Genomic DNA, 25,652 nt, shown 5'->3' with positions numbered 1-25,652 from the left:
AGACTGTGCCCATTCTGATACAAAGGCACTGACTGAAAAAAAGATGGGCTTGTCAGGAAGGCGATTTACTTTTCTGAGCAGGTCAGAATCGGGGCGCGATTTGCGCCTGGCAACTTGAGTGATGACGAACCCTGATAACCATCAGGGTTTTTTGATGCCCGACTATTACAACCGTCAAGCCACTGGAATGTTAATCGGCCTACGGCCCTAACTAAAACATCTTCATTCTGATGGCGTCCATCTCCAACGGGTTATCTCGCAACCACTCGATAACAGCCTTTTCAGATTCTGTTACCCGCATTGGTGATTTCGGGTCATCAGACTTTTTACGACCAGAACCCTTACGTCTGCCACCATGTGGTCGACGTTGCTCAGGTTCTTTGTCATCGCTACTGGCCAAAGCCGAAAGGTAATCACAAAAATATTGCTCGGCTTCGTCTTCTGAATTTACAGTCTGGGGATTGAAATCGACAGAGCCGACAATTGAAACTTCTGAAAAATCAGTATTGTAGGTTGCTCTTTTGCCTGACGAATCACTGAAAACGATGACCGAATCTGACAACTTTCTCTTTTTGATATCCATAAAACTTGATTCCCGTTACGCTTTTCTAGATAGACTAGCTTTGCTAAGCAATTTGGTCAAGCTTGAATTGTGTTACGAATTTCATGTTAGGCGGGGCAATCATCCCATAATACAACACTATGTGTCGGGCGCTGCGGAACGGCCTTGCGGTGCTCGGGTATAACTATTATCCCTCGCACAAACCACAAGGCCCCAGCCAATAACTATTCTGGCTGGGGCCTTTCTCAACATAATGCTGATCCGAAATTATAGGATGTTAAATAAGGCGTTTGAGTGTGTGCGAATGCTTGGTTAAGAGGCATTAAAGAATCTTGTACTCTTAGCTCCAACGAATGGCGTTATCTTATTTAGTCTTAAGCTAATCAGTTCCGATAAATTAGATAGACGCCTGAACACCTAATTTTCAGAAATCACTCAATACATTTACACCAGATAAAATCGCTCGTGTGCGATTTTATCTGGTGTCTCTGAAGTTTTGGTATGCTTTATTGTTCAACAATAATTCTAAGCATACGCCGTAATGGCTCTGCGGCACCCCATAACAACTGATCACCCACAGTGAATGCACTGATATATTGCGGCCCCATGGTTAGTTTACGAATTCTTCCGACTGGAATGCTCAGCGTACCGGTCACTTTTACAGGGGTAAGTTCCTGCTCCGTAATATTACGATCATTCGGGATCACCTTTACCCATTCGTTATGTGATGCCAGAATTTCTTCGATTCTTTCGACTGGGATATCTTCGCGAAGTTTAATCGTCATCGCCTGAGCATGACAGCGCATTGCGCCAATTCGAACGCAGATCCCATCAACAGGGATCGGTTGTTTACTCGATCCCAGAATCTTATTCGCTTCGACCTGAGCTTTCCACTCTTCTTTACTTTGCCCACTTTCCATTGGTACATCGATCCAGGGAATTAAGCTGCCGGCAAGCGGGACACCAAACTGATCAGTTGGCAGGCTGTCGGATTTTAACTTTTCGGCGACCAATTTATCTATTTCCAGTATTGCCGCACCTGGGTCTTCCAATTGTGCCTTGACTGAATCATGTATGTCACCCATCTGGGCGATCAGCTCTTTCATGTTACGCGCGCCGGCACCGGATGCCGCCTGATAGGTCATCGGGCTCACCCATTCTATCAAGTCTTGCTCGAATAAGCCGCCCAGTGCCAGCAACATCAAAGAGACCGTACAGTTTCCGCCAACAAAGGTCTTAACGCCCTGCTCCAGGCCTTGCTTAATAACATCTTTGTTCACCGGATCCAGCACTATAATACTGTCGGATGACATTCTTAATGCGGATGCTGCATCTATCCAGTAGCCATTCCAGTCTTTGCCTCTTAAGTCACTGTATACCGACTTGGTGTAATCACCGCCTTGGCAGGACAAAATAATGTCCATTTGCGACAGGCTGTCGAGATCATAGGCATCTAATAGTGCTTTAGCCTCGCCGTTAACTTCCGGTCCGGCCTGCCCGGCTTGAGATGTGGTGAAGAAATAAGCTTCAATATCAGAAAAGTCATTTTCTTCGTGCATACGTTGCATCAATACAGAGCCGACCATTCCACGCCAACCAATTAGTCCTACTTTTTTCATGGTATTACCTTTTTTTGAATCATTGAGTACTTTGCGTGAGAGGTATGTCTAGACGTCTAAAAATAGCAAACATTATCCGAAGAAACTATACTTTTAACGTTAAACTTGTACATAAATTATAAAAAACCCCGCATAAGCGGGGTTTGGATACAACATGTAAAGGTTGTGTCCCATACTGCCGCCTAAGCAACAGTTTAGAACTAGGTAGTTAGCGATCAGAAACTCATTCTAATTGCCAAAATTCTGATTTTGTATTTGAGAACAAAGTATGGCTTAATTCTAACAAGGGTTCAAGAAATTTTGATTACAACGATCTGAAAACTAAGAAAATATTTTCCCACCTTGGCAAAACCAGAAATGTCACATAAGCTTAACCTTATCACCATCTTAACCTATAGAAATTGACTTAGAGCAAATTTACGAACACAACGAAAGGCTCAAACAGTCATCACTTTCATTTGTACCCTTCTTTTGGTGAGCACACTCTTATGACATTCAGTTTTACGCAAAAGTATTGGCGAGTTTCCAAGGGGGAACTTGAATAAAAAAAGCCTTCGGGACTCAACGGACCGAAGGCTTTTGGATTTCTAAAAAACGAACTTAGAATTCGTACTTGTAGCTCAAGCTTACGCTAGTGCCAGCCTCTTTCTGACGTACTATGTAGTCAGACTGAGTAACTTCTTGTTCTTCATCAAGTAAGTTTTGAACCTTGAACTTAACTTGTGAATTGAAGTCCGGGTACCAGGTATAAACAAAGTCCAGTGAGTGGAATGGCTGCTCAAACGCGTCTTCGCGACCACCAATACCAGATGCCAGAATGCGTTCACCGAACACATTGTAAACAAGTGAACTACTGTGCTGACCATCTGCCGAATCGTAGTTAAGCTGTAAGTTAACTACATACTTAGAGTGTCCGGTCATGCGCTTAGTTGGGTTTGTTAAGTTACCAGACTTAGCAGGATCAATCTCAACTTCAGAGTCACTCAATGTTACGTTACCCGATGTAAAGAACCCACTGACTACACCTGATAAGTCGTAAAGCCACTCGGCTTCAACACCATATACCTCACCGGTTTCACCGTTAACGAAAGTAGCTGTGTAATCCTCGTCACCTACTTGCAGCACAGTCTCAATTGGTGAGGTAATATCTTTAAAGAATGCACCTACCGAGAAGTTATCACCGTTGTCCATGTAGTATTCGAAACGTGCATCATAGTTTTGCAGCTCGCTGCTCTTGAGGCCTGCAACACCGAATGTACGAATGTCTGTCAATGGATCAAAATACGAAACAGGTACTAACTCACGTAAGTCAGGACGAACAACTGTTTCACCGTAACCAAACCTTATTTGGTACTTTTCACCACCCAGATAAGTCATGGAAAGCGCGTTGTAGAAGTCATCTTCATTGACTGTTCCCGCTAGGATCCTTTCTTCTGAGTAGATTGTGCTATGGGTAATGCGATCAAAGATAAGACTAGAAGTACCTATAGAGACTTGTTTAAAATCCTCGTATCGGATACCACCACTTAGGCGCCATGTGTTATCAAAAATCGCGTCGAACTCAAAGTAGCCTGCATCAATTTTCTGGGCCGCAATGTAATCGTCTGCACTAGGCGCAGTCGGTTCATTGAAGGCCAATAAAAAATCATTACTAGAGACAAAGTCGTCATTCAAATAGGCTGTAATGTCATTAATGCCGTCTGAACCCGTGTTAACTGGGATAGAGATATTTGTCTCATTGTGTATCGCAAAGCTTGATGTTGAATAAACACGCGCCCGGTCAACGAAGTCATAACCCGCTTTAAAGGTGAGCTCTATGTTCTCCAGATATAATGGCAATGTAAGGTTACCGCTGTACGACTTTACATTGTCTTCCATTTCTGTGTAAGAGTAGAGGATACGGTTATCATCACCCGTTACGATAGAGTCTACATACGCGCCATCATCGCCATAGTTATCTATGAAATCATAATCGATATTGGTGGGGATTTTAGTTTCAGCTTTTGACTCTGTATACTGCCAGTCAACACCGATCCCCATGTAATCCATAAATGTATGTTGGCCAACAACCTGGTCGATGTCCAGAACGCGCTCTTCGTAGTTAAAGTCGTAATTACGATATGCCTGTCCTGTTGCAGCTATCGTTCTAACAGTACTGCCATTGGGGCTCTGAGAGATAGACAGTTCCGACTCGTCTTCAGTGTCTTCAAGATATATCTTAGAATAAGATACGTTGTGTTGCTCGTACTTATATCCAAGGTTAAACACGCCACTCATTTTCTCAGTCTGAGTTGTTACTTTAGAGTCTTTCATCGTAACGTAACAAGAGTTAACCGCGTCTTCTTCAGTCTCTAATCTCGTCGTACAGCTTTCTTCAAATGACTGATCCAATACCGCGCTCATGCGCTCTGAATACTTCCAGTCATTGTCATAAGACACAGCCGCAAGCACACCGATAGTGCCCCCCAGCCAGTCCTCGTCAAAGCTATTACCAATACTTGCCTTTATATCGTAGTTCGGATCCAAAGACTCTTCTTGTACCCGAATGTCCCGCGGCAGCTCACGTACCAGAGACTTGTTGATCACCAAAGCTTGATCTGCAGCACTTAGAGTATCAGTGTTTTCAAACCTTTCTCTCTCTACTATACCGCGTAAAGACAGATCGCCACGATAGCGTACTACGGCAGTTTGAACTGCAACAGGGATACCTTTTTCATTACGGTTATAGGTATAGCCATCTTGCGAATTGAGGTTTTGACCAACACCCACTTCAATATTTGCTACAAATTCACTCGGTACCGATTTGGTCCGGATGTCGATGTTACCACCACCAAAAGCAGCAGGCATAGAAGGAGAATATGCTTTTTGAACAGCCAGACTCTCTATGATGCTCGATGGAAATATATCCAGGGGAATAACGTTTCGGGTTAGATCCGGGCTAGGTACCGCTGCTCCATTTAATCGAGCACTTGAGTAACGCTCACCGAGACCGCGTACATAAATGAACTTACCATCGACAAGCGTTAGGCCAGTTACACGGCGCAGAGCAGACGCTACATCACTATCACCGGTGCGTGACAATTGCTCGGCGCCCAGTATATCTGCAACAAATGCCTGATTTTTACGCTCTTCAATAACAGCCGCAGCACTACCTTGTAGACGTGAGCCGACTGCAACAACTTCTTCAATTTCCTGCGCTTCTTCAGCAAATACAGGCGCAGTCATACCGACGGACAAAGAAGCACCTACTGCCAAAGCTACTTTTCTTAATTTTATCTGCGTATTCATTTGCAATCCTGATAAAACTCGTAAAAAAGGCGCAATCAATGCGCCTAGTTCGAAATACTTATTGAGTTAAAAACAAAGTAATCTTAGAGATTAATCTTTGTCAGCTAGTTCAAGAGCTTCTTCAACCCACTTGTACCAAGCGCTTGACGTATCTGCGCTTGAAACTGCGCCTACATAGTCAACTTCTTCGAAGAAATCATCATTTAGAGATTTCAGGTCATTTGCTTCAATCGTGATATCCGCAGAATCTACGTTTGTAGAGAAACCATCAGCTGCCAGTACATCACCTTTTTTGTCAAGAATGATGCTAGCACCATCGTTATCCCACCAAGCGGTGTGCGTTTCACCAGGAAGATCTTTACTTCCCTCAGTGAAGTTAGTCACACAAGCCAATGCTGAATTGTGGAAGTTTAGTACGTTATCAACAGCGTTTTGTGCTGCGTCGCTGTCTTTAAAGTGAAGACAAGCTGTTGCATTTGTTGCATTTTCTTCTTTAACAAACAGTGTGTTGTAGTACTGACCACGAATTGCATCGTCAAAAGTTGCAGCCTGTGAAGGGTCATTATCACGGATTGACTTACCGTCAGTCGTTACTACAGTAACGTTTGCGATAGTTGGGTTAGAAGGAGTTACGTCGTTGTACTCTTCTCCCTTGTTTTTCTCACCGTCAGTTTCGAAACCATTGTTACCCATGAAGCCTTCGGTGCCAGCTTCGATAGTTTTAACAACCTTGTTTTTATCTTCATCTTCGCCGGTGTAGTTCACGTCTTTCTTGGTTTTAATAGTACCGTGTTTGATGTAGATGAACTGGGCTTTACCCTGCCAGCCTGCATCGATATCGATAGAGTCGTCCTGGGTATCTGTAACTACAATGTTCTTAAGGTTCGCTGCACCACCAAAGAACTCAATACCATCATCGAAGCCCTGGTGAATGTGAAGGAACTCAAAGCTAGAACCTGAACCAACACCATTCAATGTCAGAGAGTTAAGGTCATCACCTACACCGCCTTCACGAGGACCCGACCCTGCGTAGAAAATTTTAGCATACTTGATGTTACCGCTGCTGTCTGCATTGTCGCTACCACCGAAGTGACTAGTGATACCTTCTGTTTTGGCGTTACACAGACCTGCTGCACGCTCTTCGTTCTTACACTGGTTAGTCAGGCCTTTACCATTGATCATGATACCACCCCAGTCCGCAAACTGTGGGCCAAAACCAGTAATGTCAAATTCTTCAATGTCGTTTGCTGATGTAAACGTAATAGGTGCGTCAGCAGTACCTTCAGCCATGATTTTAGCGCTACGAGCGATGCGAACAATCGCTTCACCTGAAGCAAATGCCATAGTTGCACCAGGTTTTACTGTTAGAGTAGGACCAGTCTCTGGTACTGTACAACCTGTGCTAGTGTCACAGTTTTCACCAATTAGCAGTGCGCCAGCGAATACGTGTGCGCCACCATCTGGTAATGCATCGAATGTAATGTTTTCTGTGATTTCTAATGCTTTGCTTGCGAACGAAGTATCATAGTAACAATGCTTGTTATTGCGGTAGTCACCCTGAACTTCAGTGCCAGCCACTGTACGGCTTACACATGGATTAGTAACACCAGGTTCTTTACCATCACCGTTGTCGCCACCATTACCGTTATCACCACCGGAATTATTGTCTGTGCCATTATTAGTAGTTGTTGTTGTATTATTAGAATCTGTAACGCTTGTATCATTTACAGTCGGTGTTACTTCGATGTCACCGCCACAACCAGCTAGTACAAGTGCAGATGTAACAAGGCTTACTTTGAATAACCCAGTAAGTTTCATTTTATTCTCCGTTGAGTGTTTATTTGAGCTAGCGTTATCATATAAACCATATATTTCATTTGTGTGTCTGTTTATTTTCAAAAAAATGAAAGTATCCATTTAGGGTAAGAGCTTTTATTTTTCAGGCATAAAAAAACCGCCCGAAGGCGGCTTTGGTGTTGCGATTATAAAATCATAACAGAGCTTGCTTTAACGTTTCGGCGTGAATTTTTTCTCGCTTAACGTATTTTATCCACTGCTTGGCAAGATTAGCCGACTTTTTATGCTTTTCTGCCTGTTCAAATGCCAGTATAGAGGCATCAAAGTTTTTCAAATTATACTGTGCCATTCCCAGCGCAACATAGGCGTTCGATTCAAAGGTCAGGTCCCCTTTGTCCAGTGCGCTACGGGCTGCATCTGCTGCTTCGTCAAACTTTTCCAGGTTGATGTACACTTCGGCTATACGCTGCAAATAGTTGCCATGGCTAACATCTTTGTCAGCCTTAACAAAATAGTCTATCGATTTGCTCTCGTCTTTAGACTGTACATAAGCCTCAGCGATAAAAGCATAGTTTTTAGCATTTCCTTCAACTACGCCTTTTTTTATGCCCTCGTCCAAAGCTACCGCGGCTTTGTATGGTAAACCATTAAACAGATAAACCTGAGCGAGCTGAATAATGTCACTGCGTTTTTGAATAAAGCCTCTCTGCTTAGCTGTTTCCAGCAAAGCCAATTGCTTTTTCTCCTCGCCTAATTCGCCATACATACCAGCTAACTGAACCCAGTATTCAGGCTTATCAAACAGCTTGATCATTTTCTCGAGCACATCAGCCACCTTTTCTGGCTGACTTAATGAGTAATATAATGCCCTTTGTAAAACTAACCAGTTTTCCTTAGGTACATTTCCCTCACCCTCTGTTAACGATATAGCTATATTGATATTCTCTACCGCTGATTTATAATCTTTACCCTGGTATAAAGCCTGTGCTTTTAATACATAGTAATTACTTTTAATTGGTTGAGTATTTATTTTCTTCCATCTATCTAAATAATCAACCGTTGCCTTGTAATCACCATTTGCCATCGCCAGCTGCGCCAGACTGAAGGTTGTCGATAATCTCAATGATTCCGGGATCGCTTCCTCAGCGACAACCAGCTCAAAAGAACCGATAGCTTTATCAAGCTGATTTTCGTTGTAGTAGATGAACCCATAGAAATTGTGCATCATGGCAATTTCGTAAGAGTTCATACTTCCTGAACGTTCCTTGATGGAGTCGAGCACCTCAAGGCCAGCTTTTACATCACCGTCATCAGCCAATTTTTGTGCACGTGCAAGCTGGCTGTATACCTTCTCGCGCAGTGCCGGAACTCGCTTGGTTTTAGTTTCAGCATGAGCTACAGCCAGGTCTACGCCGGGTAACACCGAGACAAGGCTTGGCGCCACCAGACCAGCACAACTTAGTGCACTTACCAACAGGGCTTTTTTAAATAGTTTCATAATCGCACCTTTTGTCTGTTAGCCGTTTATCTGGAATGAGATCTTGTTCTGAACTCCGGCCACTTCAACCGCTTCACCGTTCACAACACGAGGCTTGTACTTAAACTTCAACGCTGCATCCATTGCTGCACGTTCAAAAATATTCTCGGGCTCGGCTTTGACGACAACCGGATCTCTCACTGTGCCTTGTTTAGTTACAATAAACTCAACGATGACATAGCCTTCAATTCCGCGAGACAGTGCACGCCTTGGATAAACAGGTGCCACTTTAACGATAGGCAAATATTCGCCATCGCTGGATTCAAGTGCTAACCCCCCTGCGAGATCCACATCGGCCGCCACATCTGCGCTGAAATTGAAGTCAGCACCAGCTGCATCGAGATTATTACTTTGCATCTGCGGTGCATCCATTGGCGGAGGCGGCTCTTTTGGTGTTGGCGGCTTTTGTGGTTTGCGTTCTTTTTTCTGGACTGTTTCTTCTTTTTTCAGGCGTACAAAGTCAAGAACGTTGCCTTTTACCGGCTCGTCCATCTTGCCTTCGCCGCCTGTGATCAGTGCTTGCATACCGAGAAACAAGAAAAAAGTCACAATACCTGCAATAACGAGTGCTAGTAAGTAACGCATTTTCTAATCCTATGATTCCTGTGCAGCAATCGAGACATCAAACGCGCCCGCGGCACGAGATGCATCCATTACCTTGATTAAGGTGTCGGTCGTTGCTTTTTTATCAGCCTGAATAACAACGCTGCCCTGTGGATTTTCAGCTTTCAGACGTTCGATATTTGCCTGTACAGCGCGAATATCAACCTGACGTTTGTTAATCCAAATCTCACCTTTGTCAGAAATCGCAACCAGGATGTTGGCACGCTGCTTTTTAACTGCTGTTGCGGCTTCCGGGCGGTTCACATCGATACCCGCTTCTTTAACGAATGACGCCGTTACAATGAAGAAGATAAGCATGATAAATACAACGTCCAGCATGGGTGTCATGTTAATTTCTTCGGCTTCTTCTTCCTGAAAAACCTTAGCTAATGGAGCTCTCATTATGTTTCCTCAAAATCTTTTCTAGTGGTCAAGCAACAGCTTGTCTTCCAACAGTTCTACTTCGCGCTTGGCCTTACGTTGTAAGAAAGTCGAGGCAAACACCCCGGAAAGCGCGCCAACCATTCCCGCCATTGTTGGGATAGTGGCTTTAGACACACCGGCTGCCATCGAACGCGCACTGCCGGAACCTGTGATTGCCATCACATTAAATACTTCAATCATACCTGTAACCGTACCTAGCAGGCCCAATAGCGGACATAAGGCAACCATCACGTTGATATAAGGCAGATTACTGTTAAGCTGAATACCGGCTCGTGAGATCATGGCCTGGCGTATCTGCTCTGCATTCCAGCTGTTTCTCTCCTCTCGGCTGCTCCAGCTATTCAGCAGATCTTTGCGATAAGTTCTGAATTTGCCGAAAACAAACATAAAACGTTCGAGGATCAACAGCCACATCAGAAAAGTGACCAGTCCGATGACCAGGAGAACCTGGCCACCTGTATCTAGGAACTCACGTAGCGCATTAATTGCATCTACTAAAAGAACCACAATTACGCTCCTTTCTCGCTACGTTCAGCGATGATACCGGCGCTTTGCTCTTGCAAGATAAGCAGCAGATTACGAGAGCGAGTGTTAAGCAGGGTGTAAAGGAATACCGTCGGGATAGCCACAACCAGACCAAGAACCGTTGTTACTAGCGCCGTAGAGATACCACCCGCCATCAGTTTCGGGTCACCTGTACCGAAAAGTGTGATTGCCTGGAAGGTGTTAATCATACCGGTTACGGTACCTAACAGGCCCAATAGTGGCGCAACTACTGAAATGATTTTAATCAGAGTCAGGTTACGGGTAATTTTTGGCATTTCACGCAGAATTGCTTCGCTTAGTTTCAGCTCAAGCGTGTCGTATGCAACATCAGGATACTGCTCTTTAACTTTCATCACACGACCCAGCGGGTTGTCTTCACGTGCAACAGAGTCTTTCAGCTGGCGATTGATCTTAGCACCCATAATCATCAGTGAAATGAAACGCTCTAGCGCAATCAATAATGCCAGCAGACCAACACCAAGGATGACATAACCTACTGCACCACCTTGCTCAACCTGCTCTTTGGTGTTTGGCGCCTGAACCAACAGACCCAGGATTGAACCACCAGTCGGGTCAAGTGCAAAATCAACAATGCCAGATTGTGTACTCTGAAGCTCAGCAGCGCTTTGTGTGAAACGCGCTGTAGGCTGACGCGTTAGTTCAGACAATGTGTTAGTTTCAGGGTTGTAAGACAGGTATTTACCGTCTGCAATCAGGTTAAATGCACCAACACGAAGTACTTCTTTTTGCGTTTTAGTACCACCAGCAACAATTACGTCTGAGGTATAACGAGATACTTTACCCTGCTCTGTCATTTCACGCTGCAGCTCTACCCATACCTTCTCGATATCTTCGATTGAAGCGAGCTTTGTGCTTGAGCCCATACGTTTCGCCATATCGTCCATAAAGGCGCTACGGTTAGGAATTTCTGCAGAGACAACTGAAGTACGGAACTTGTTGCTTGAGTCGCCAGCAACCTGCTGTAGAACACCAAACAACTCTTTTAGTGAACCCATGCGCTTTGAAAGCGTATCGCTCAGGTTACCAAGTTTAATTTCGTTTTCTTCAAACTGAGTTTCGAGACGCTCTGAACGATTTAGCTCACCATCGCGGTTAGACGTTAACTCACGAAGCATTCTTACCTGTTCACTCTGCTGTGCTTTGAACTGAGCTTCACGTTGGGCGTTTTGTGCATTTTGTGCACTCTGGCCTTGCTCAAGTTGCTTCAACAGCGTATCCAGGTCCATTGCCTGCTCAGCTGCAAATGCGGAGCTCGACAGCGCCAGTGTCGCTGCCATAACGGTTTTTAGGCTGAAAGATTTAAAAAAGTTCATCATATACCTCTTATTCTGCAGCCTGAATTGGCAGAGTTAACATATCCGGGGCAAGTTGCTTACGTGCAATGCGGATACCTTTGTTGATTTGACTGATATTGGTGTCTGGCAGTGCTGTGAATGACTTGCTGTCTTTGTTCCAGCTACCAGCTTTACTGCCGTCTTTTGTTACATAAAGAAGTTCAAGGCGTCCGATTCGCAGCATATCAACTTCGCGTTCCTGACCGTCAACAGTTAACAGAGCTGAATACGCTTCAATCGTACGACCATATTCAACTTCTACCTGATAGGCTTCTAAAACACGACGGAACTTTTCACTGGAAGACACGTCTGCGCGGTCCATCATTGCCTGTAGTTTAGCAATACGCTCTGCACGCTCTTCTTTCAAAAACGGCACATCCAGAGAAACAAATTGATCAAGACCTGTGATCATACGCATCATCAGAGGGGTGATTTGACGCTCAATCACAGATACCTGATCCATTGACTCATTGATAGCAGCCATTTCTTCTAATTGATTTTTTATCTGCTTATCGAGTTGGCCGTTATACACTACCAGGCCATCGATCTCTTTATTCAGTGTTCTGAATTTTTGTAATCTTGACTGCATATCGTCTGCAATCGAGTTGATTTTATTTTGAGACTGTTGAGCGGACTGATTGATTGCCGAACTTGAGTCAATGACTTTGTTCAGATCATTTGCCTGAGCATTAGCCGCAACAGCGACCATACCTGCTAATAGCAAGTGGTTAACGCACTTCATCGCATACACCTTTTAATATTTGCTTGTTGCTATATTGGAATTGCGTGCAGTCTAATGTGCCTAAATGACATCCATGTTGCGCTAACAATACAGTTAGGTTACAGATGTCATATTTAGTTCATGGAGGGGATTGTTTATTTTAACGCAACAAATAAAAAAGGCTGCGATCATGCAGCCTTTGAAAGGATTATACTTTAAATTTGGCGAGCATATTTTCGAGTTCATCAAATTGCAATTTTAGCGTATGGCATTCTTGCAATGTTTTTGTCAGACTGTCACTGCCCTGAACACATAAATCACTTATCCCATGAATATCACTGTCGAGGGACTGGATCACCGCATTTTGCTCTTGTGTAGCGCTTGCAACGGCATGATTCACACCATCAATAGAGTCAATAGCGTGAGTAACTTCCTGCATCTTAGTCCCGGCAGACTGGGCCTGTTCTGCACTATTACTAGAATCATCAATACTTGATTTCATCACGGCAACGGCAGAAGCAGAACCCTGTTGAAGCTCGCCGATAGTATTTTCAATTTCCTGTGTCGACTCTTGGGTACGCTGAGCAAGCTGCCTGACTTCGTCTGCGACCACAGCAAAGCCTCGGCCAGCCTCACCCGCACGTGCCGCTTCTATCGCTGCATTGAGTGCCAGCAGGTTAGTTTGCTCACTGACCCCTTTGATGACTTCTAAGACCTGACCTATGCTTGCGGTCAGTTTATCCAGACCATCGATTGTGGATTGCGCTTTTTGCATTTTAGCGCTGAGAGAACCAATTTCTTCAATGTTGGCATTTAACGCAACCTGACCCTGACTCGACAGACTGTTTGCTTCAGTGGCAAGTTCAGACGCATGCTTGGCACTATTAGAAATCTCAACCGCACTGGATGACAGTTGGTTAATTGCAGTAGCGACACTATCGGTACGCTTGGTTTGCTCAGTATAAATGTCCAGCGCCCCCTGAGTTTGGGATTGCAACCCTGCCATAACCTGCTCAAGTGCCAGTGTGGTTTCTTTGACTTTGGAGATACTCTCGTGAATTTTATCTACAAACAGATTGAAATAATTCGATAGCTCACCAAATTCATCGTTGTTTTCTACATCCAGCCGACGTGTCAGATCACCTTCACCCTGTGCTATGTCTTTAATTGCTTCATTCAGGTGAACCATAGGTCGCATCAGGTATTTAAGCAACAGTTGTAACATCACCACTATCACCACAACACCGACCAGCATGTAAATTAGCGCCATATTGCGAAATGATGCAACAGAGCTATAAGCAATCTCTTTGTCTATCACTACGCCTAAATACCAATCAACATTGTTAATGCCGCGCATGGCCACAAAGGAAACGAGCTTTTCTTTTCCGTCGATTTCTAATTCTGCGAACGCTTCAGTGAGCGGCAATTTAGTACCGAATAAATCCACCATTGGTTTGTCATTCAGCTGCGTGTCTGGATGGCTCAGGATCCGCCCTTCGGCGTCTAGCAAAAAGCCATATCCATAACCAAGAAAATCAATTTCATTGACGATATCAGTGATGGTGACCATATCTATGTCGCCACCGGCAACACCAGAGAAGCGACCATTGTTCATAATAGGCACCACAGCCGTAATGGTCAGCTCATTACTGGTTACATCTATATAAGGGGTCGTAAATGCGGTATCTCTTTTACGTTCTGCCAGTTTATACCAGGGCCTTTGAGTGGCATCAAAGTCGCTTGGTAACACCACCGTTGTATCGTTCAGGACGAACTGGCCGTCTGGCGTACCAATAAAGGTATTTTTAAAGTGTCCGGCTTCATGTGCAGTTTGAACCCGGCGCAATATATCTGCGGTTGAATCATCACGACGATGACCGCTGGCTACTGAACTGACAATATCCAGCCTGTCATTCAGCCAGTTTGCAATATTTTGCGACACGGACTCGGAGATTTCCTGCAATACCAGAGTCAGCTGAGCCTGAGTTTGCGAGCGCATCAGAATAAAGTTGTTCACCGTAAAAAGGGAGAGCACGATCACCAGCACCAATGAAGCGGCCAGTGTTATTTTAGTTGTAAATTTAAGCGCACTAAACATGGGGATCCTGTGTTAATTCTGCTAATACAAATTTGTTTTACCAAATCTTAACGAGTTTGTCTTACCTTATCGGCGAAACTTTTGCTGCCTTAAGTCAATTATACACTTGTTTTCGCGATTTATTTTTCAGTTGAGCGGTTATTAAACAAGTGTCAACGTCGGGAACGAAAAAAGGTGAGATATTTCTCACCTTTGTATGACACACAATAATTATCAAAAAGTGCTAAAGCTCTGATTGATACGCCTTCCAGCTAAGCGACAAATCAATCCCTGAGTGCTCAGAGAACGTCTCCCAGCTCCACTGTTTGTCATCATTAGGGTCTAGCTGTCCATTCAAATCAACCAACAGATGCGGATGGCCGGTTGTTTCTAGCCAGTGAATAAAAAACGCGGTGGTTTTGTATCCTGAGTCAAAGTTACCGCCTGCATTACGAAAGCTCGGATCAACGTACCCTGCCTTCATACGGACCACATCAGCAATTCCCTCTATCACGGGACCTATTTCTTTGTAGTTGTTATCATCAAATTGGTAAGCATGTGCTATCTCATGGTACAACACACCAATCAACTCATCATACAATGCTTGTTGCGACTTACCTTCGGCAAATTTCGCAAGGTATTGAGCGCTGATGTGTATTTTTGCACCATTAAAATCCCCCTCTTTGTACGCAACCCCTTTCATGTCTTCCAGGATGATTTCAATTTCAGGCAGCTGAGGTGCAACAGACATATCCTTATAAAGTAGCCTCGCAACATTATATGAAATCTGACTTACCAACCTGATATCAACATACTGCCAAATCGCGGGGCTTGATTCGCTGAAATTTCTGATTGTCACATTAGGCAGCCTAAACCGCTGCCATGCGATATCAGCATCAAAAGCAAGCGGCTTTAGCTGAGTGTTTATCTCAGAAGCACAGAGTGACGCCGACATGAATAGTGCACAGGCTATCTGACATATCCTAAACGCTTTCATTATTTATACTCTGACAAAGAAGGCGGTCTGGCTGTATCAGTCTTGCCCCATTGTTTATTCGGTTTGTCACCCATAACATATTTAAGCTCTCCCCCAGCCATGATATCGTCATGAGTCAGGTAACTGCGTTGCAGCGCTTTGCCATTGAGAGTGACTGACTGAATGTACTTATTGGTGTCGCTCAAACCCACTGCTGTGGTCGTGAATTGCTTGCCATTTGCCAGCTTCAGAGTGACCTTAGGCGTCTGAGGCGCACCAATCGCGTAAGCAAGGTCGCCCGGCGCTACAGGATAAAAGCCCATTGCAGAGAAAATATACCAGGCAGACATTTGACCAACGTCGTCATTCCCGGCAAGTCCGTCAGGCTTGTCTGAACTCAGTGTATCCATGATCTGGCGGATACGTTCCTGGGTTTTCCATGGCTTGCCCGCATAGTTATATAAATAAGCGATGTGATGGCTAGGCTCATTGCCGTGTGCGTAATTACCGATAAGGCCCGCAATGTCCTCGTGCTCTTTAATCATGTCATGTGACAGCGGCGTATCGAACAATTCATCCAGTCGCTGCGTGAATGCCTCATCCCCGCCCATTAATTCAATAAGACCGGCAACGTCCTGAGGCACATAAAAGCTGTACTGCATTGCGTTACCTTCTGTAAATGGTCCCATGTACTTAGCTTTAAATGCATTAAATTCAGGATCCCAGCGGCCCTGGCTATCACGACCGCGCATAAAGCCACTTTTTGGGTCAAAAACATTCTTATAGCTCATTGCTCGGGCGTAGTAGTGCTTAGCCTGCTCACTTTTACCCATTGCCTCGAACATTCTGGCAATAGCAAAGTCGTCATAGGCGTATTCCAGCGTAATAGAAACGGATTCAGGCAACACATCCATAGGCACATAGCCGTACTTTTTATATTCCGGGATCGCATCATAAACCGGGTTGTTTGCAGTGTTAATGATGGCCTCTACAGCCAGTTCAACATCGTAATCGCGGATCCCCTTAAGATAAGCATCAGCAATAACAGAAACAGCGTGATAACCAATCATGGTCCAGGTCTCGTGTGCGTGGAATGACCAGATAGGTAACATTTTTTCGTAGCTTTGCTGATAGTGCACCAGCATTGACTGGATCATACCCGAGACCCTGTTTGGATCTATGTAGGTCAGCAGCGGATGTAACGCACGATAGGTATCCCACAACGAGTAAAGCGTGTAATGTTCGAAATCCTTACCATCATGGATTTCGCCATCTACACCGCGATATTGCCCATTCACGTCCTGATAAAGACTAGGTGCCTGCAATGCGTGGTAAAGTGCGGTATAAAATTGACGCTTTTCAGAGCGAGTGCCTTCAACGTCGACTTTATCTAAATACGATGCCCATTGCGCACTGGCGGCTTTGCGAACTTTGTTGAAGTCCCAGTGCGGGATCTCCGCCGTCAGGTTTTCGAGTGCATTACTACGACTGACAGCAGATAACGCCACTTTGATTTGCAGCGGTTTGCTCTCTACATTGTCAAAACTGGCTACGAATTTAACCGCTTTGCCTGCTGTCATTTTAACTGCTTTGTTTTCAATCGTTGAGTGCTTTTCCTTACCAAGGCAACCCATACAACGATAGCGCATGTTGTCTTCATTGATGAAACGGTAGCTATCTATTGGCTGAGAAAACTCAATAGCAAAGTACATCTGGCGATTGCGCGCCCACCCGTTAGTTGCCCGATAAGCAACCAGTGTGGTGTCATTGATCTTGCGAATATCACTCCAAATCACTTTGTTTTCAAAATTATATATTGCACTGGTCAGGTCAAACAGAACATGACCCTCGCCACCATTTTTGAAGGTGTACTGGTGCATGCCTACACGGGGGCTGGCCGTTAATTCGGCCTTGATATTATAATCTTGCAGCTCTACCCCATAGTAACCTGCCTCAGCCCATTCCTGATCGTGCGAAAATCGTGAACGATAGCCCGCATCTGGGTTTTCTGCGGTGCCAGGATCAGTTTTAACCTCCCCGCTGATAGGCATAACCAGCAAATCACCAAGATCCGAATGGCCCGTGCCAGAAAAGTGCGTATGAGAAAAACCAACTATGGTGGTGTCATCATAGTGGTAACCTGCGCACCGCTTGTAAATCTCGGGCTGCGGTGATACCCCACGCATAGGGTTATCCGTGTCAGGGCTGAGCTGAACCATACCAAAAGGGACAACCGCACCAGGAAACGTATGACCGTCTCCGCCGGTGCCTATAAATGGGTCTACCCACTGCGTGTTTGACTCTTTTGCCATCCCCAGTGATGAGACAGATATCAAAGTAGCCATAGTCGCTACTGATACGATGCGATACATGCACCTCTCCTTAATACCTAATTGTAATTATTTGGACCGTTCCAATTAGCACTATCTTACACCGCAAATGAATACGTATTCAATAGAAACAGGATAAGAAATAATTGCGAAGATAAAAAGTGAGAAGTTAAAAATGATGAGCTGAGAAGGTGAAAAGCCAGCACTGAGGCCGGCTTAAAAAGGTGATGGTTAGCAATCGACTTTTTGCTGCCACTGTTTGTATAGAGACACCACGTTCAGGCCATACCATGCAATAAATACGTAGCAAACCATAGGAACAACAAAGCTGATCTGTATACCAGCGCTGTCTGCAACCAGACCCTGAGCCAGAGGAACCAACGCTCCACCTACAATCGCCAGACACAACCAACCTGAACCTTTGCTGGTTAGTGACCCGAGTCCCTCGATGGCAATAGAAAAAATAGTCGGGAACATGATTGAGTTGAACAAACCCACCGCAAGTACTGCAAACATAGCCAGTTTACCATCGGTTGACATAGTGAGCAGCAACAGCGCAATGATTGCAATAGCATTAAACATCAGCGCTTTAGAAGGAGAGATTTTCTGCAAAGCGGCAGAGCCAATAAAGCGGCCAACCATAGCACCACCCCAGTAATAAGATATATATTTTGCTGCGGTATGCTCTTCCATACCGGCGATCGAAGGCTCTGCAAAATAGTTAACCAGGAAGCTACCAATCGCAACTTCAGCACCAACATAACAAAATATGGCAGCCACACCCATAACCAGATGGGGTGCTTCAGTTAACTTGTGACCACGTGCTTTACAATCCCCCTCTTCTGTGTGCGCTTCAATTGTTGGTAGTTTAAGAAATGCAAATACTGCGGCTATCAGCAACAAGGCTCCTGCCAGTATCAGATAAGGGACTTTAACAGAGTCAGCACTCGCATCTGTCGCCATGCTCGCGCCGGCACCAAACAACAGCATACCGCCAACAGCCGGACCGACCGTAGTACCCAGAGAATTCAGCGCTTGCGCCAAATTTAATCGACTGGACGCGGTTTTTTCCGGGCCTAGTGCTGCAACATATGGGTTTGCAGACACCTGCAAAACCGTAATACCTGAAGCCAATACAAATAAAGCAGTCAGGAATAACCAGTATTCATGTACGACAACCGCTGGATAAAACAAAAGACAGCCAGCCGCTGCAACAACAAGGCCGGTTAATACACCATTTTTGTAGCCATACCGTTTTAGAAAAGCACCAGCTGGTAAAGAGACAATAAAATAGGCGCTAAAGAAGCAAAACTGAACAAGCATGGCTTCGGTATAACTCAGGTCAAACACCGCTTTGAGACGCGGGATCAGTACATCATTAAGTACGGTTATGAATCCCCATAGAAAAAACAGGGTGGTCATTGCGGTCAGTGGTAACAAATAGTTGTTGTTCTTTGCATCTCCACTGGCAACATAACTTTGGTTAGTGTTGATTTCGCTCACTTGGAATACTCCGTGTTAAAGGATTCAGTGATTCTACACACTGTTACAGAAAAATCACAAATGTTTTATTGGACCGTTCCAATTTATTTTTGATGGTGCTAAAGTAAGATGCAAAGAGAGTACCGCCAAGTCACTAGACTCAGGCAGAATAACCACAGACTGGAAAGGTTATGTCTATAAATTTCAAAAACGACGATTTCTTACTTAAGCATATTAACCGGACAATGGACTTTTACCACCCTCAATGTATCAACCCCAGTGGTGGCTTCTTCCACTATTTTCTGGACGATGGCACCGTTTACAATCAGCATGCTCGTCATCTGGTTTCCAGTACCCGGTTTGTCTTCAATTATGCGATGGCCTTTTTGCAGACCCAAGAGCCTGAATATCTGAATCAGGTACGTAACGGTCTGGATTTTCTGGAGACGGTGCATAAGCAACCAAATGGTGGATATGCTTGGGTCATCAATAAAAAACAGGCTGAAGACACCACCAATCATTGTTATGGCCTTGCCTTTGTGCTGCTTGCTAATGCCGTCGCACTTAAGGCGGGAATTGAGTCAGCCACAGACACCATTGAGTCCGTCTGGTGTTTGTTAGAAGAGAAATACTTTCAAAGCGATTACCAGCTATACCTCGACGAGTATAACGGCGACTTCAGTATTGCAGACCCTTATCGTGGTCAGAATGCCAATATGCACATGTGCGAAGCGCTATTAATGTGTTTTGAGGCCACTAATGACAACAAATTTCTCGAACGCGCTCACACCCTGGCATTCACAATGACAGTAAAACAGGCAGAGTTGGCTGATGGCCTTATTTGGGAACACTACACTGAGAACTGGCAGATCGACTGGGAATATAACCTGGATAATCCCAAACACCTTTTTCGCCCCTGGGGGTTTCAACCAGGCCACCAGACCGAGTGGAGCAAGTTACTCCTAATCCTGCATAGGCACATGCCACAAGACTGGATGATAGAGCGTGCACGCTACCTGTTTGACGCCGCACTAGAAACAGCCTGGGACAAAGAGCATGGCGGAATATTCTATGGATTTGCGCCAGACAAGAGTATCTGCGACGCTGACAAGTATTTTTGGGTTCAGGCTGAGAGCTTTGCCGCCGCCGCTCTGCTTGCTCACGCTACGGGCGAAGATTGCTACTGGCAGTGGTACGACAAAATATGGCAGTATTGCTGGGACAATATGATAGACCATGAACATGGTGCCTGGTACAGGATCCTGAACAGTCGTAACGAGAAGTACAGCAACGAAAAAAGTCCTGCTGGCAAAACCGACTATCACACCATGGGGGCTTGTTACGAAGTACTGAGAGCTAAGCAGCTTGGGCAGGAGAAATAATGAGTTTAGTCTGTTTTGGTGAAGCCCTGATAGATTTTCTGTCTGATGGTAAAGAGCCTGAATCTTTTACTAAATATGCAGGCGGAGCGCCTGCAAATGTCGCAGTGGCCGTAGCTCGTCAGGGGGTTTCAGCGAGCTTCTGTGGTATGGTTGGTGATGATATGTTTGGCAAGTTTATCAAACGTGAATTGCAGCATAATCAGGTAAATTGTGATTACCTGATCAGCACAGATAAAGCAAAAACCGCACTTGCGTTTGTTTCTTTGGATAATTCCGGAGAAAGGAGCTTCAGCTTCTATCGCCCGCCAGCGGCTGATCTGCTATTTCGCGCGGATGACTTTGACAGCAAGATGTTTGACACCCATTCATTGTTACATGTCTGTAGTAATAGCCTGACTGAAAGCAACATCTACAAAACAACCATATCTGCCTTGACTCAGGCACGCGCAAAAGGAATGGCCACCAGCTTTGACATGAACCTGAGAGAAAACCTGTGGGCTTCCCTGGCACATTGCTCAAAGCGTGTCTGGCATGTTATTTCCAACGCAGATATTGTGAAACTGTCACTTGAAGAGCTCGAGTTTTTAAATACCCAAAGTCATACGAGCCTACCACAGTCGCATACCATCGACGCGATTATGGCTGCAAACGTAAAATTGCTCGTCATTACAGATGGCGGCAATCCGATTCGATTTTATGGACGCTCATTTGAAGGAAGTGTCAATGTCCCTGATGTCACAGCGGTCGACACCACGGCAGCAGGAGATGCATTCGTAGGAGGGTTACTGGCAACGCTCATTCGCCAGCAACAAAACCAGGCCATCAATTCATTGCTGGGCGATCCGGACATCGTAAACTCAGCTGTCGAATATGCCAGCCGCTGCGGTGCTTATGCAGTGACCCGTTACGGGGCGTTCAATTCTTTACCTGGGCATAAAGATGTTACATAAAGATTTGTGAGAGTAGGTGCATGGAAGCACCTTTATTCATATGTACTAACCTGACACCTGGACTTCAAATGTGGATCAGATATTCGGTGTAAACATAGTAGAAAAGTGGTGAGCAAATTATAAGGCCAACCAGATAGAGTCTAAAAAAACCATCCCGCTGCGCACTCAGCTGAGCAACCACAGACACATAACTTTGATCCTGCATTGATGGTGTTTTTGGGCGATATCGGCGATATATCTTCATTACACCCCAGCCAACAATAAAAGGTCCCAAAATAAGCGAAAAAAATAACCCAACCGCATACCAGGTTTCTGGCGCAACTCTGTCCATTCTCTACTCTCGTCGACAAAAAGCACAGGTACATTCATACCTGCTTACATCTAAGCGTTTGATTTAGTGCTGATCAATTATGCTATGCTAGGCGCAAGCGTATCACAGTAAAAAAATAAGAAAAGAACCGATTCATGAACAAAACCTATGTAGTGCTTCCTTTGACTATCTGCCTGAGCGCCTGTATCGCAAATCAGGTTGAGATCACGCAATCAGAACACACAGTGGTCAAATATAAAACCACGGAAGGATATACAGACCGATTTGCCAATCTCTATAAACAGCCAGAAAACTACCCCTATACTTGTGAAGAATCCTGTTACCCTGACACCCCATTCATTGAATGCCAGGACAATATGGAGCAATGTGCCTACGTAGGTGAGCAACCTAATGTCGAAAGTAAGTACGGCTTTCAGGTCAAATGGCTGGGACATGCGAGTTTTTTGCTAACTATGCCTGATGGACAGCAAATACTCGTAGACCCTGTGAGTGAACAGTTTGATTGGCCAATTGACCTAGGTTTTAAGTTAACCGGGGGATTTTATCGCACTGAGCCAGAGTGGCCGGTGAGCTCTGAGTTGGACAATCTAACAGGTGTGGTATATTCCCACATACATTACGATCACTTCAATAAAGCAGATATAGCAGCCTTAGGAACTCAGCCAACCTACTATACCCCACTCGGATTTGCCGATTACTTTGCTGATGGCGGATACAAGATTAACGAGATGGCATGGTATGCAAGTGCTCAGCAAAATGCGCTCACCGTGCACTTTGTGCCTGCACACCATTTTAGCAGCCGGGTGATTGTCCCCTACCTAACCGAAGACAACGACGCAACATTGTGGGGTGGCTGGCTATTCGAGTATCAGGGAAAAACATTGTTCTACGCAGGAGATACTGGCTACTCTGCTCACTTCAAAGACATACAAAAGAAATATGGGGATATTGATGTTTGTCTGCTGCCAATCGCGTCGTATCACCATGAGGAATATGGTAATTGGTATAGAAATGTTCACCTAACGCCGGAAGATATGTTAGCAGCCGCCGATGATCTTAACTGTAAGCAGGTGGTGCCCTGGGGATATGGCAATATGAGCTGGAAAATGGGAGATTTAACCTCCCACTCTGCGCTGTTTCGGCTACTTCACGTAAAACAAACGCTGGCACCAACGCGCCCTATCTACATACTCAATGAAGGAGAGAGTGTGACTTTCTAGCCAAAGTCACAAACAGGTATTAATCTGTATCCTGCTCAGGCCAGGTAACGATGTGATCTTCGAAATCATTTTCAAGATCTACGTCATTCTCACTAATGGCTTTGCCCAGGATACTAATCCCGGCGTCATGCATTGCCTGTTTTGAGCCATTGTGAAGCAATGGATGCCAGCTTGCGAGACCACGTCCTTCGTGCAACCTACGGTAGCTACAAGATTGTGGCATAAAAAAGATGTCCTTAAGGTTATCTTTGGTTAACTGCACGCAAGATGGTACCAGTGTCTGACGCTCAGTATATCGCGTACAGGCGCACGTATTTGCATCACTGTATTGACACACCACATCGGTGTAAAGTAGCTCTTCCCCTTCCCTAAGTACGTCAGTGCTACTAAATTGTTCTTCCTCTTCTTCGTCTGAATCTATAAAGGAATGCAGACAGCACTTACCACAACCATCACAAATGGCTTCCCACTCCTGCTGGTTCATTTCTTCAAGTGATTTTTCTATCCAAAAAGGAGTTGTATTCATAACGCTGAACTTGCCACATATTTAAGGGCCGCAAATTGTACTAGAAGAAACAGGCCAGCGCAAAACTGCCCTGTTTCTGCCCGGAGGGACTACTTCTGGGATTCAACCCAGCGCTGAATTTTGGCTTCTAAAACAGGCATAGGGACAGCGCCATCAATCAGAACCTGATTATGAAAGGCACGAATATCAAACCGTTCACCTAACTCTTGCTCGGCGTACTCTCTGAGCTGTCTGATCTTAAACTGGCCTACTTTGTAAGACACGGCCTGCCCGGGCCAGGCGATATAACGCTCTACCTCTGCTTCTACATCACTTTTCGCCATCGAAGAGTTATCAAGCATAAAATCAATGGCCTGAGCACGTGTCCAGCCTTTGGCATGCAAACCTGTATCCACCACAAGCCTCATCGCTCTCAACTGTTCGTCAGACAATCGTCCGTACCACTGGTACGGGTCGGTAAACAATCCCAGCTCTTTACCCAGACTTTCAGCATACAATGCCCAGCCTTCGACAAACACCGTTGAGCCACCGAATTTACGAAACTCTGGCAAATCATCAATTTCCTGCTGCAACGCCAATTGAAAATGGTGCCCAGGTGCTGCTTCATGGATGGATAACGTCTCAACTATAAACTTAGGTTGTGCCTTTAAATTGTGGCTATTTATATAAAAAACACCGGGTCTTGAGCCATCCGGAGCAGGACTCTCATAGGATGCCCCAGCGGCAGACGCTGCACGGAAAGCTTCAACAGGCTTAACGACATAATCAGCCTTTGGCTTAATATCAAACAATAAAGGAACGCGTGCATCGATTTTCTTTTTCACGTCTTCATATGCCTTTATTAACTCGGCCTCAGACTGAAAATAGAACTCTTCACTGTTCCGCAGATGCTCAAAAAATGCCTGAAGGTCTCCCTCGAAACCCACTTGCTCTTTAACACTGCTCATCTCGTCGCGAATACGCTTAACTTCGCTCAGACCCAGCTGGTGGATTTCGGTTGCGGTCATGTCAAGCGTGGTATTTTCTTTAATATAGTGCTGATACCAGGCCTGACCATTCGGTAAATCGCTATAACCCACTGACGTTCTGGATGCAGGCAAATAAGTTGTCTCTAAAAAACTCACCATGTCTTGATACGCCGGTATCAGAGTGCGCTCGATGTAATGTTTGTAGGATTGCGTAATTTGACGTTTTTCTTCATCAGAAAATGATTCAGGGAGATTCTTTATTGGTCCCCAGAAAACCGTGTCTTCCGCTCTATCGACAACATGTGTGCTAAACTGGGGGATAACTTTGGCCGTAATGGCACGTGGTAATACAACCTTACGCTCAATACCCTGAATCATCATAGCCTGCACAGACTGCAACCAGATAACAAAGCCGTCTGCGCGTTTAAGAAAATTGCTATAATCATCAACCGTTTTAAAAGGCTGCGCACTTTCACCAGATCCCATGGCTGCAAATACATGATGTGGACCGTACATTTGGTCAATGGGCATAAACTGATCATCAAACTGTTCAGCTGCTTTGCTTTGCACCAGCTCATAATGGAGAATATCGTAGGATAGTTTTGCCTGGCCGCTGAGTTTACTTCGGTCAAGCGACTCCAGCCGAGCAAGATATCGAGCCGTGAATGCGCGTGACTGCGCTAAACTATCAGGTCCAAGCGGTAGCTCAAACTTATCGTTGTACTCAGACATACCAAAAAAAGTGGCTGATAACGGGCTGAGCGTTATGCTTTCATCGAAGTAGGCCTGTGCAAGCGTCATCATCTGCGTATTCGCTTCGGCTTGCTCAACACTATGTTGTTGAGACTGCACATTAACGGATGTTACTTCGCATCCAGTCAGTGCAAAACCAACGATGAGCGCTATCAGGGTTTTTTTTATCATGTCTGTAACCTTAC

20 protein-coding genes are annotated in these 25,652 nt (G+C 45.0%); 3 read left to right on the top strand and 17 right to left on the bottom strand.

The window, feature by feature from the left end; all coding sequences use genetic code 11:
* Positions 1-211: 211 nt before the first annotated feature.
* The 14 genes from AT705_RS22215 to AT705_RS22150 form a co-directional block, all read right to left on the bottom strand.
* Positions 212-583, bottom strand: coding sequence for a hypothetical protein (locus AT705_RS22215; protein ID WP_058798519.1), 372 nt, complete (start codon positions 581-583; stop codon positions 212-214).
* 485 nt (positions 584-1,068) lie between these two features.
* Positions 1,069-2,181 carry an aspartate-semialdehyde dehydrogenase gene (asd, locus tag AT705_RS22210; RefSeq protein ID WP_058798518.1) on the bottom strand — a complete coding sequence of 371 codons (1,113 nt, stop codon included), beginning with the start codon at positions 2,179-2,181 and terminating at the stop codon, positions 1,069-1,071.
* A gap of 600 nt (positions 2,182-2,781) precedes the next feature.
* Complete coding sequence (locus AT705_RS22205) at positions 2,782-5,469, bottom strand: TonB-dependent receptor plug domain-containing protein (protein WP_058798517.1); 2,688 nt, start codon at positions 5,467-5,469, stop codon at positions 2,782-2,784.
* 90 nt (positions 5,470-5,559) lie between these two features.
* Positions 5,560-7,287: a hypothetical protein gene (locus AT705_RS22200; RefSeq protein ID WP_058798516.1), complete on the bottom strand. Its 1,728-nt coding sequence runs from the start codon at positions 7,285-7,287 to the stop codon at positions 5,560-5,562.
* 172 nt (positions 7,288-7,459) lie between these two features.
* Positions 7,460-8,764: a tetratricopeptide repeat protein gene (locus AT705_RS22195; protein ID WP_058798515.1), complete on the bottom strand. Its 1,305-nt coding sequence runs from the start codon at positions 8,762-8,764 to the stop codon at positions 7,460-7,462.
* Between the two features lie 18 nt (positions 8,765-8,782).
* Positions 8,783-9,388: an energy transducer TonB gene (locus AT705_RS22190; protein WP_010381305.1), complete on the bottom strand. Its 606-nt coding sequence runs from the start codon at positions 9,386-9,388 to the stop codon at positions 8,783-8,785.
* A gap of 9 nt (positions 9,389-9,397) precedes the next feature.
* Positions 9,398-9,808: an ExbD/TolR family protein gene (locus tag AT705_RS22185; RefSeq protein WP_010381303.1), complete on the bottom strand. Its 411-nt coding sequence runs from the start codon at positions 9,806-9,808 to the stop codon at positions 9,398-9,400.
* A gap of 21 nt (positions 9,809-9,829) precedes the next feature.
* On the bottom strand, positions 9,830-10,357 hold the full coding sequence (locus tag AT705_RS22180; RefSeq protein WP_010381299.1) for a MotA/TolQ/ExbB proton channel family protein: 528 nt from the start codon (positions 10,355-10,357) through the stop codon (positions 9,830-9,832).
* Between the two features lie 2 nt (positions 10,358-10,359).
* Positions 10,360-11,694 carry a MotA/TolQ/ExbB proton channel family protein gene (locus AT705_RS22175; RefSeq protein WP_420492129.1) on the bottom strand — a complete coding sequence of 445 codons (1,335 nt, stop codon included), beginning with the start codon at positions 11,692-11,694 and terminating at the stop codon, positions 10,360-10,362.
* Positions 11,695-11,740: 46 nt separating this feature from the next.
* The gene (locus tag AT705_RS22170; protein ID WP_058798513.1) at positions 11,741-12,493 is read right to left on the bottom strand and encodes a DUF3450 domain-containing protein; all 753 of its coding nucleotides are present in this window, start codon (positions 12,491-12,493) and stop codon (positions 11,741-11,743) included.
* 187 nt (positions 12,494-12,680) lie between these two features.
* The gene (locus AT705_RS22165) at positions 12,681-14,570 is read right to left on the bottom strand and encodes a methyl-accepting chemotaxis protein (protein WP_058798512.1); all 1,890 of its coding nucleotides are present in this window, start codon (positions 14,568-14,570) and stop codon (positions 12,681-12,683) included.
* Between the two features lie 223 nt (positions 14,571-14,793).
* Positions 14,794-15,504, bottom strand: coding sequence for a basic secretory protein-like protein (locus AT705_RS22160; RefSeq protein ID WP_058798511.1), 711 nt, complete (start codon positions 15,502-15,504; stop codon positions 14,794-14,796).
* A 41-nt stretch (positions 15,505-15,545) separates the two neighbouring features.
* Positions 15,546-17,897: a GH92 family glycosyl hydrolase gene (locus AT705_RS22155; RefSeq protein WP_058798510.1), complete on the bottom strand. Its 2,352-nt coding sequence runs from the start codon at positions 17,895-17,897 to the stop codon at positions 15,546-15,548.
* 189 nt (positions 17,898-18,086) lie between these two features.
* Positions 18,087-19,358 (bottom strand): sugar MFS transporter, encoded by a 1,272-nt coding sequence (locus AT705_RS22150; RefSeq protein ID WP_058798509.1) that lies wholly within the window; start codon positions 19,356-19,358, stop codon positions 18,087-18,089.
* 170 nt (positions 19,359-19,528) lie between these two features.
* On the opposite strand from AT705_RS22150, the gene AT705_RS22145 reads away from it, so the two are divergent.
* Positions 19,529-20,719: an AGE family epimerase/isomerase gene (locus AT705_RS22145; protein ID WP_058798508.1), complete on the top strand. Its 1,191-nt coding sequence runs from the start codon at positions 19,529-19,531 to the stop codon at positions 20,717-20,719.
* Positions 20,719-21,669, top strand: coding sequence for a carbohydrate kinase family protein (locus AT705_RS22140; protein ID WP_058798507.1), 951 nt, complete (start codon positions 20,719-20,721; stop codon positions 21,667-21,669). Before AT705_RS22145 ends, AT705_RS22140 begins: the two co-directional genes overlap by 1 nt.
* Before the next feature lie 64 nt (positions 21,670-21,733).
* On the opposite strand, the gene AT705_RS22135 is transcribed toward AT705_RS22140, so the two are convergent.
* Complete coding sequence (locus tag AT705_RS22135; protein WP_058798506.1) at positions 21,734-22,000, bottom strand: hypothetical protein; 267 nt, start codon at positions 21,998-22,000, stop codon at positions 21,734-21,736.
* Between the two features lie 134 nt (positions 22,001-22,134).
* On the opposite strand from AT705_RS22135, the gene AT705_RS22130 reads away from it, so the two are divergent.
* The gene (locus tag AT705_RS22130) at positions 22,135-23,220 is read left to right on the top strand and encodes an MBL fold metallo-hydrolase (RefSeq protein WP_058798505.1); all 1,086 of its coding nucleotides are present in this window, start codon (positions 22,135-22,137) and stop codon (positions 23,218-23,220) included.
* Positions 23,221-23,239: 19 nt separating this feature from the next.
* On the opposite strand, the gene AT705_RS22125 is transcribed toward AT705_RS22130, so the two are convergent.
* Positions 23,240-23,746 (bottom strand): YcgN family cysteine cluster protein, encoded by a 507-nt coding sequence (locus AT705_RS22125; RefSeq protein ID WP_049864771.1) that lies wholly within the window; start codon positions 23,744-23,746, stop codon positions 23,240-23,242.
* A gap of 89 nt (positions 23,747-23,835) precedes the next feature.
* A complete protein-coding gene (locus AT705_RS22120; RefSeq protein ID WP_058798504.1) occupies positions 23,836-25,638 on the bottom strand; it encodes a DUF885 domain-containing protein in 1,803 nt (600 codons plus the stop codon).
* Positions 25,639-25,652 lie beyond the last annotated feature (14 nt).

The sequence above is a fragment of the Pseudoalteromonas rubra genome (genome assembly GCF_001482385.1).
In the GTDB taxonomy this organism is placed as follows: domain Bacteria; phylum Pseudomonadota; class Gammaproteobacteria; order Enterobacterales; family Alteromonadaceae; genus Pseudoalteromonas; species Pseudoalteromonas ardens.
The sequence above is the reverse complement of the archived record's forward strand: the minus strand, read 5'-3'. Positions and strand labels throughout refer to the sequence as shown.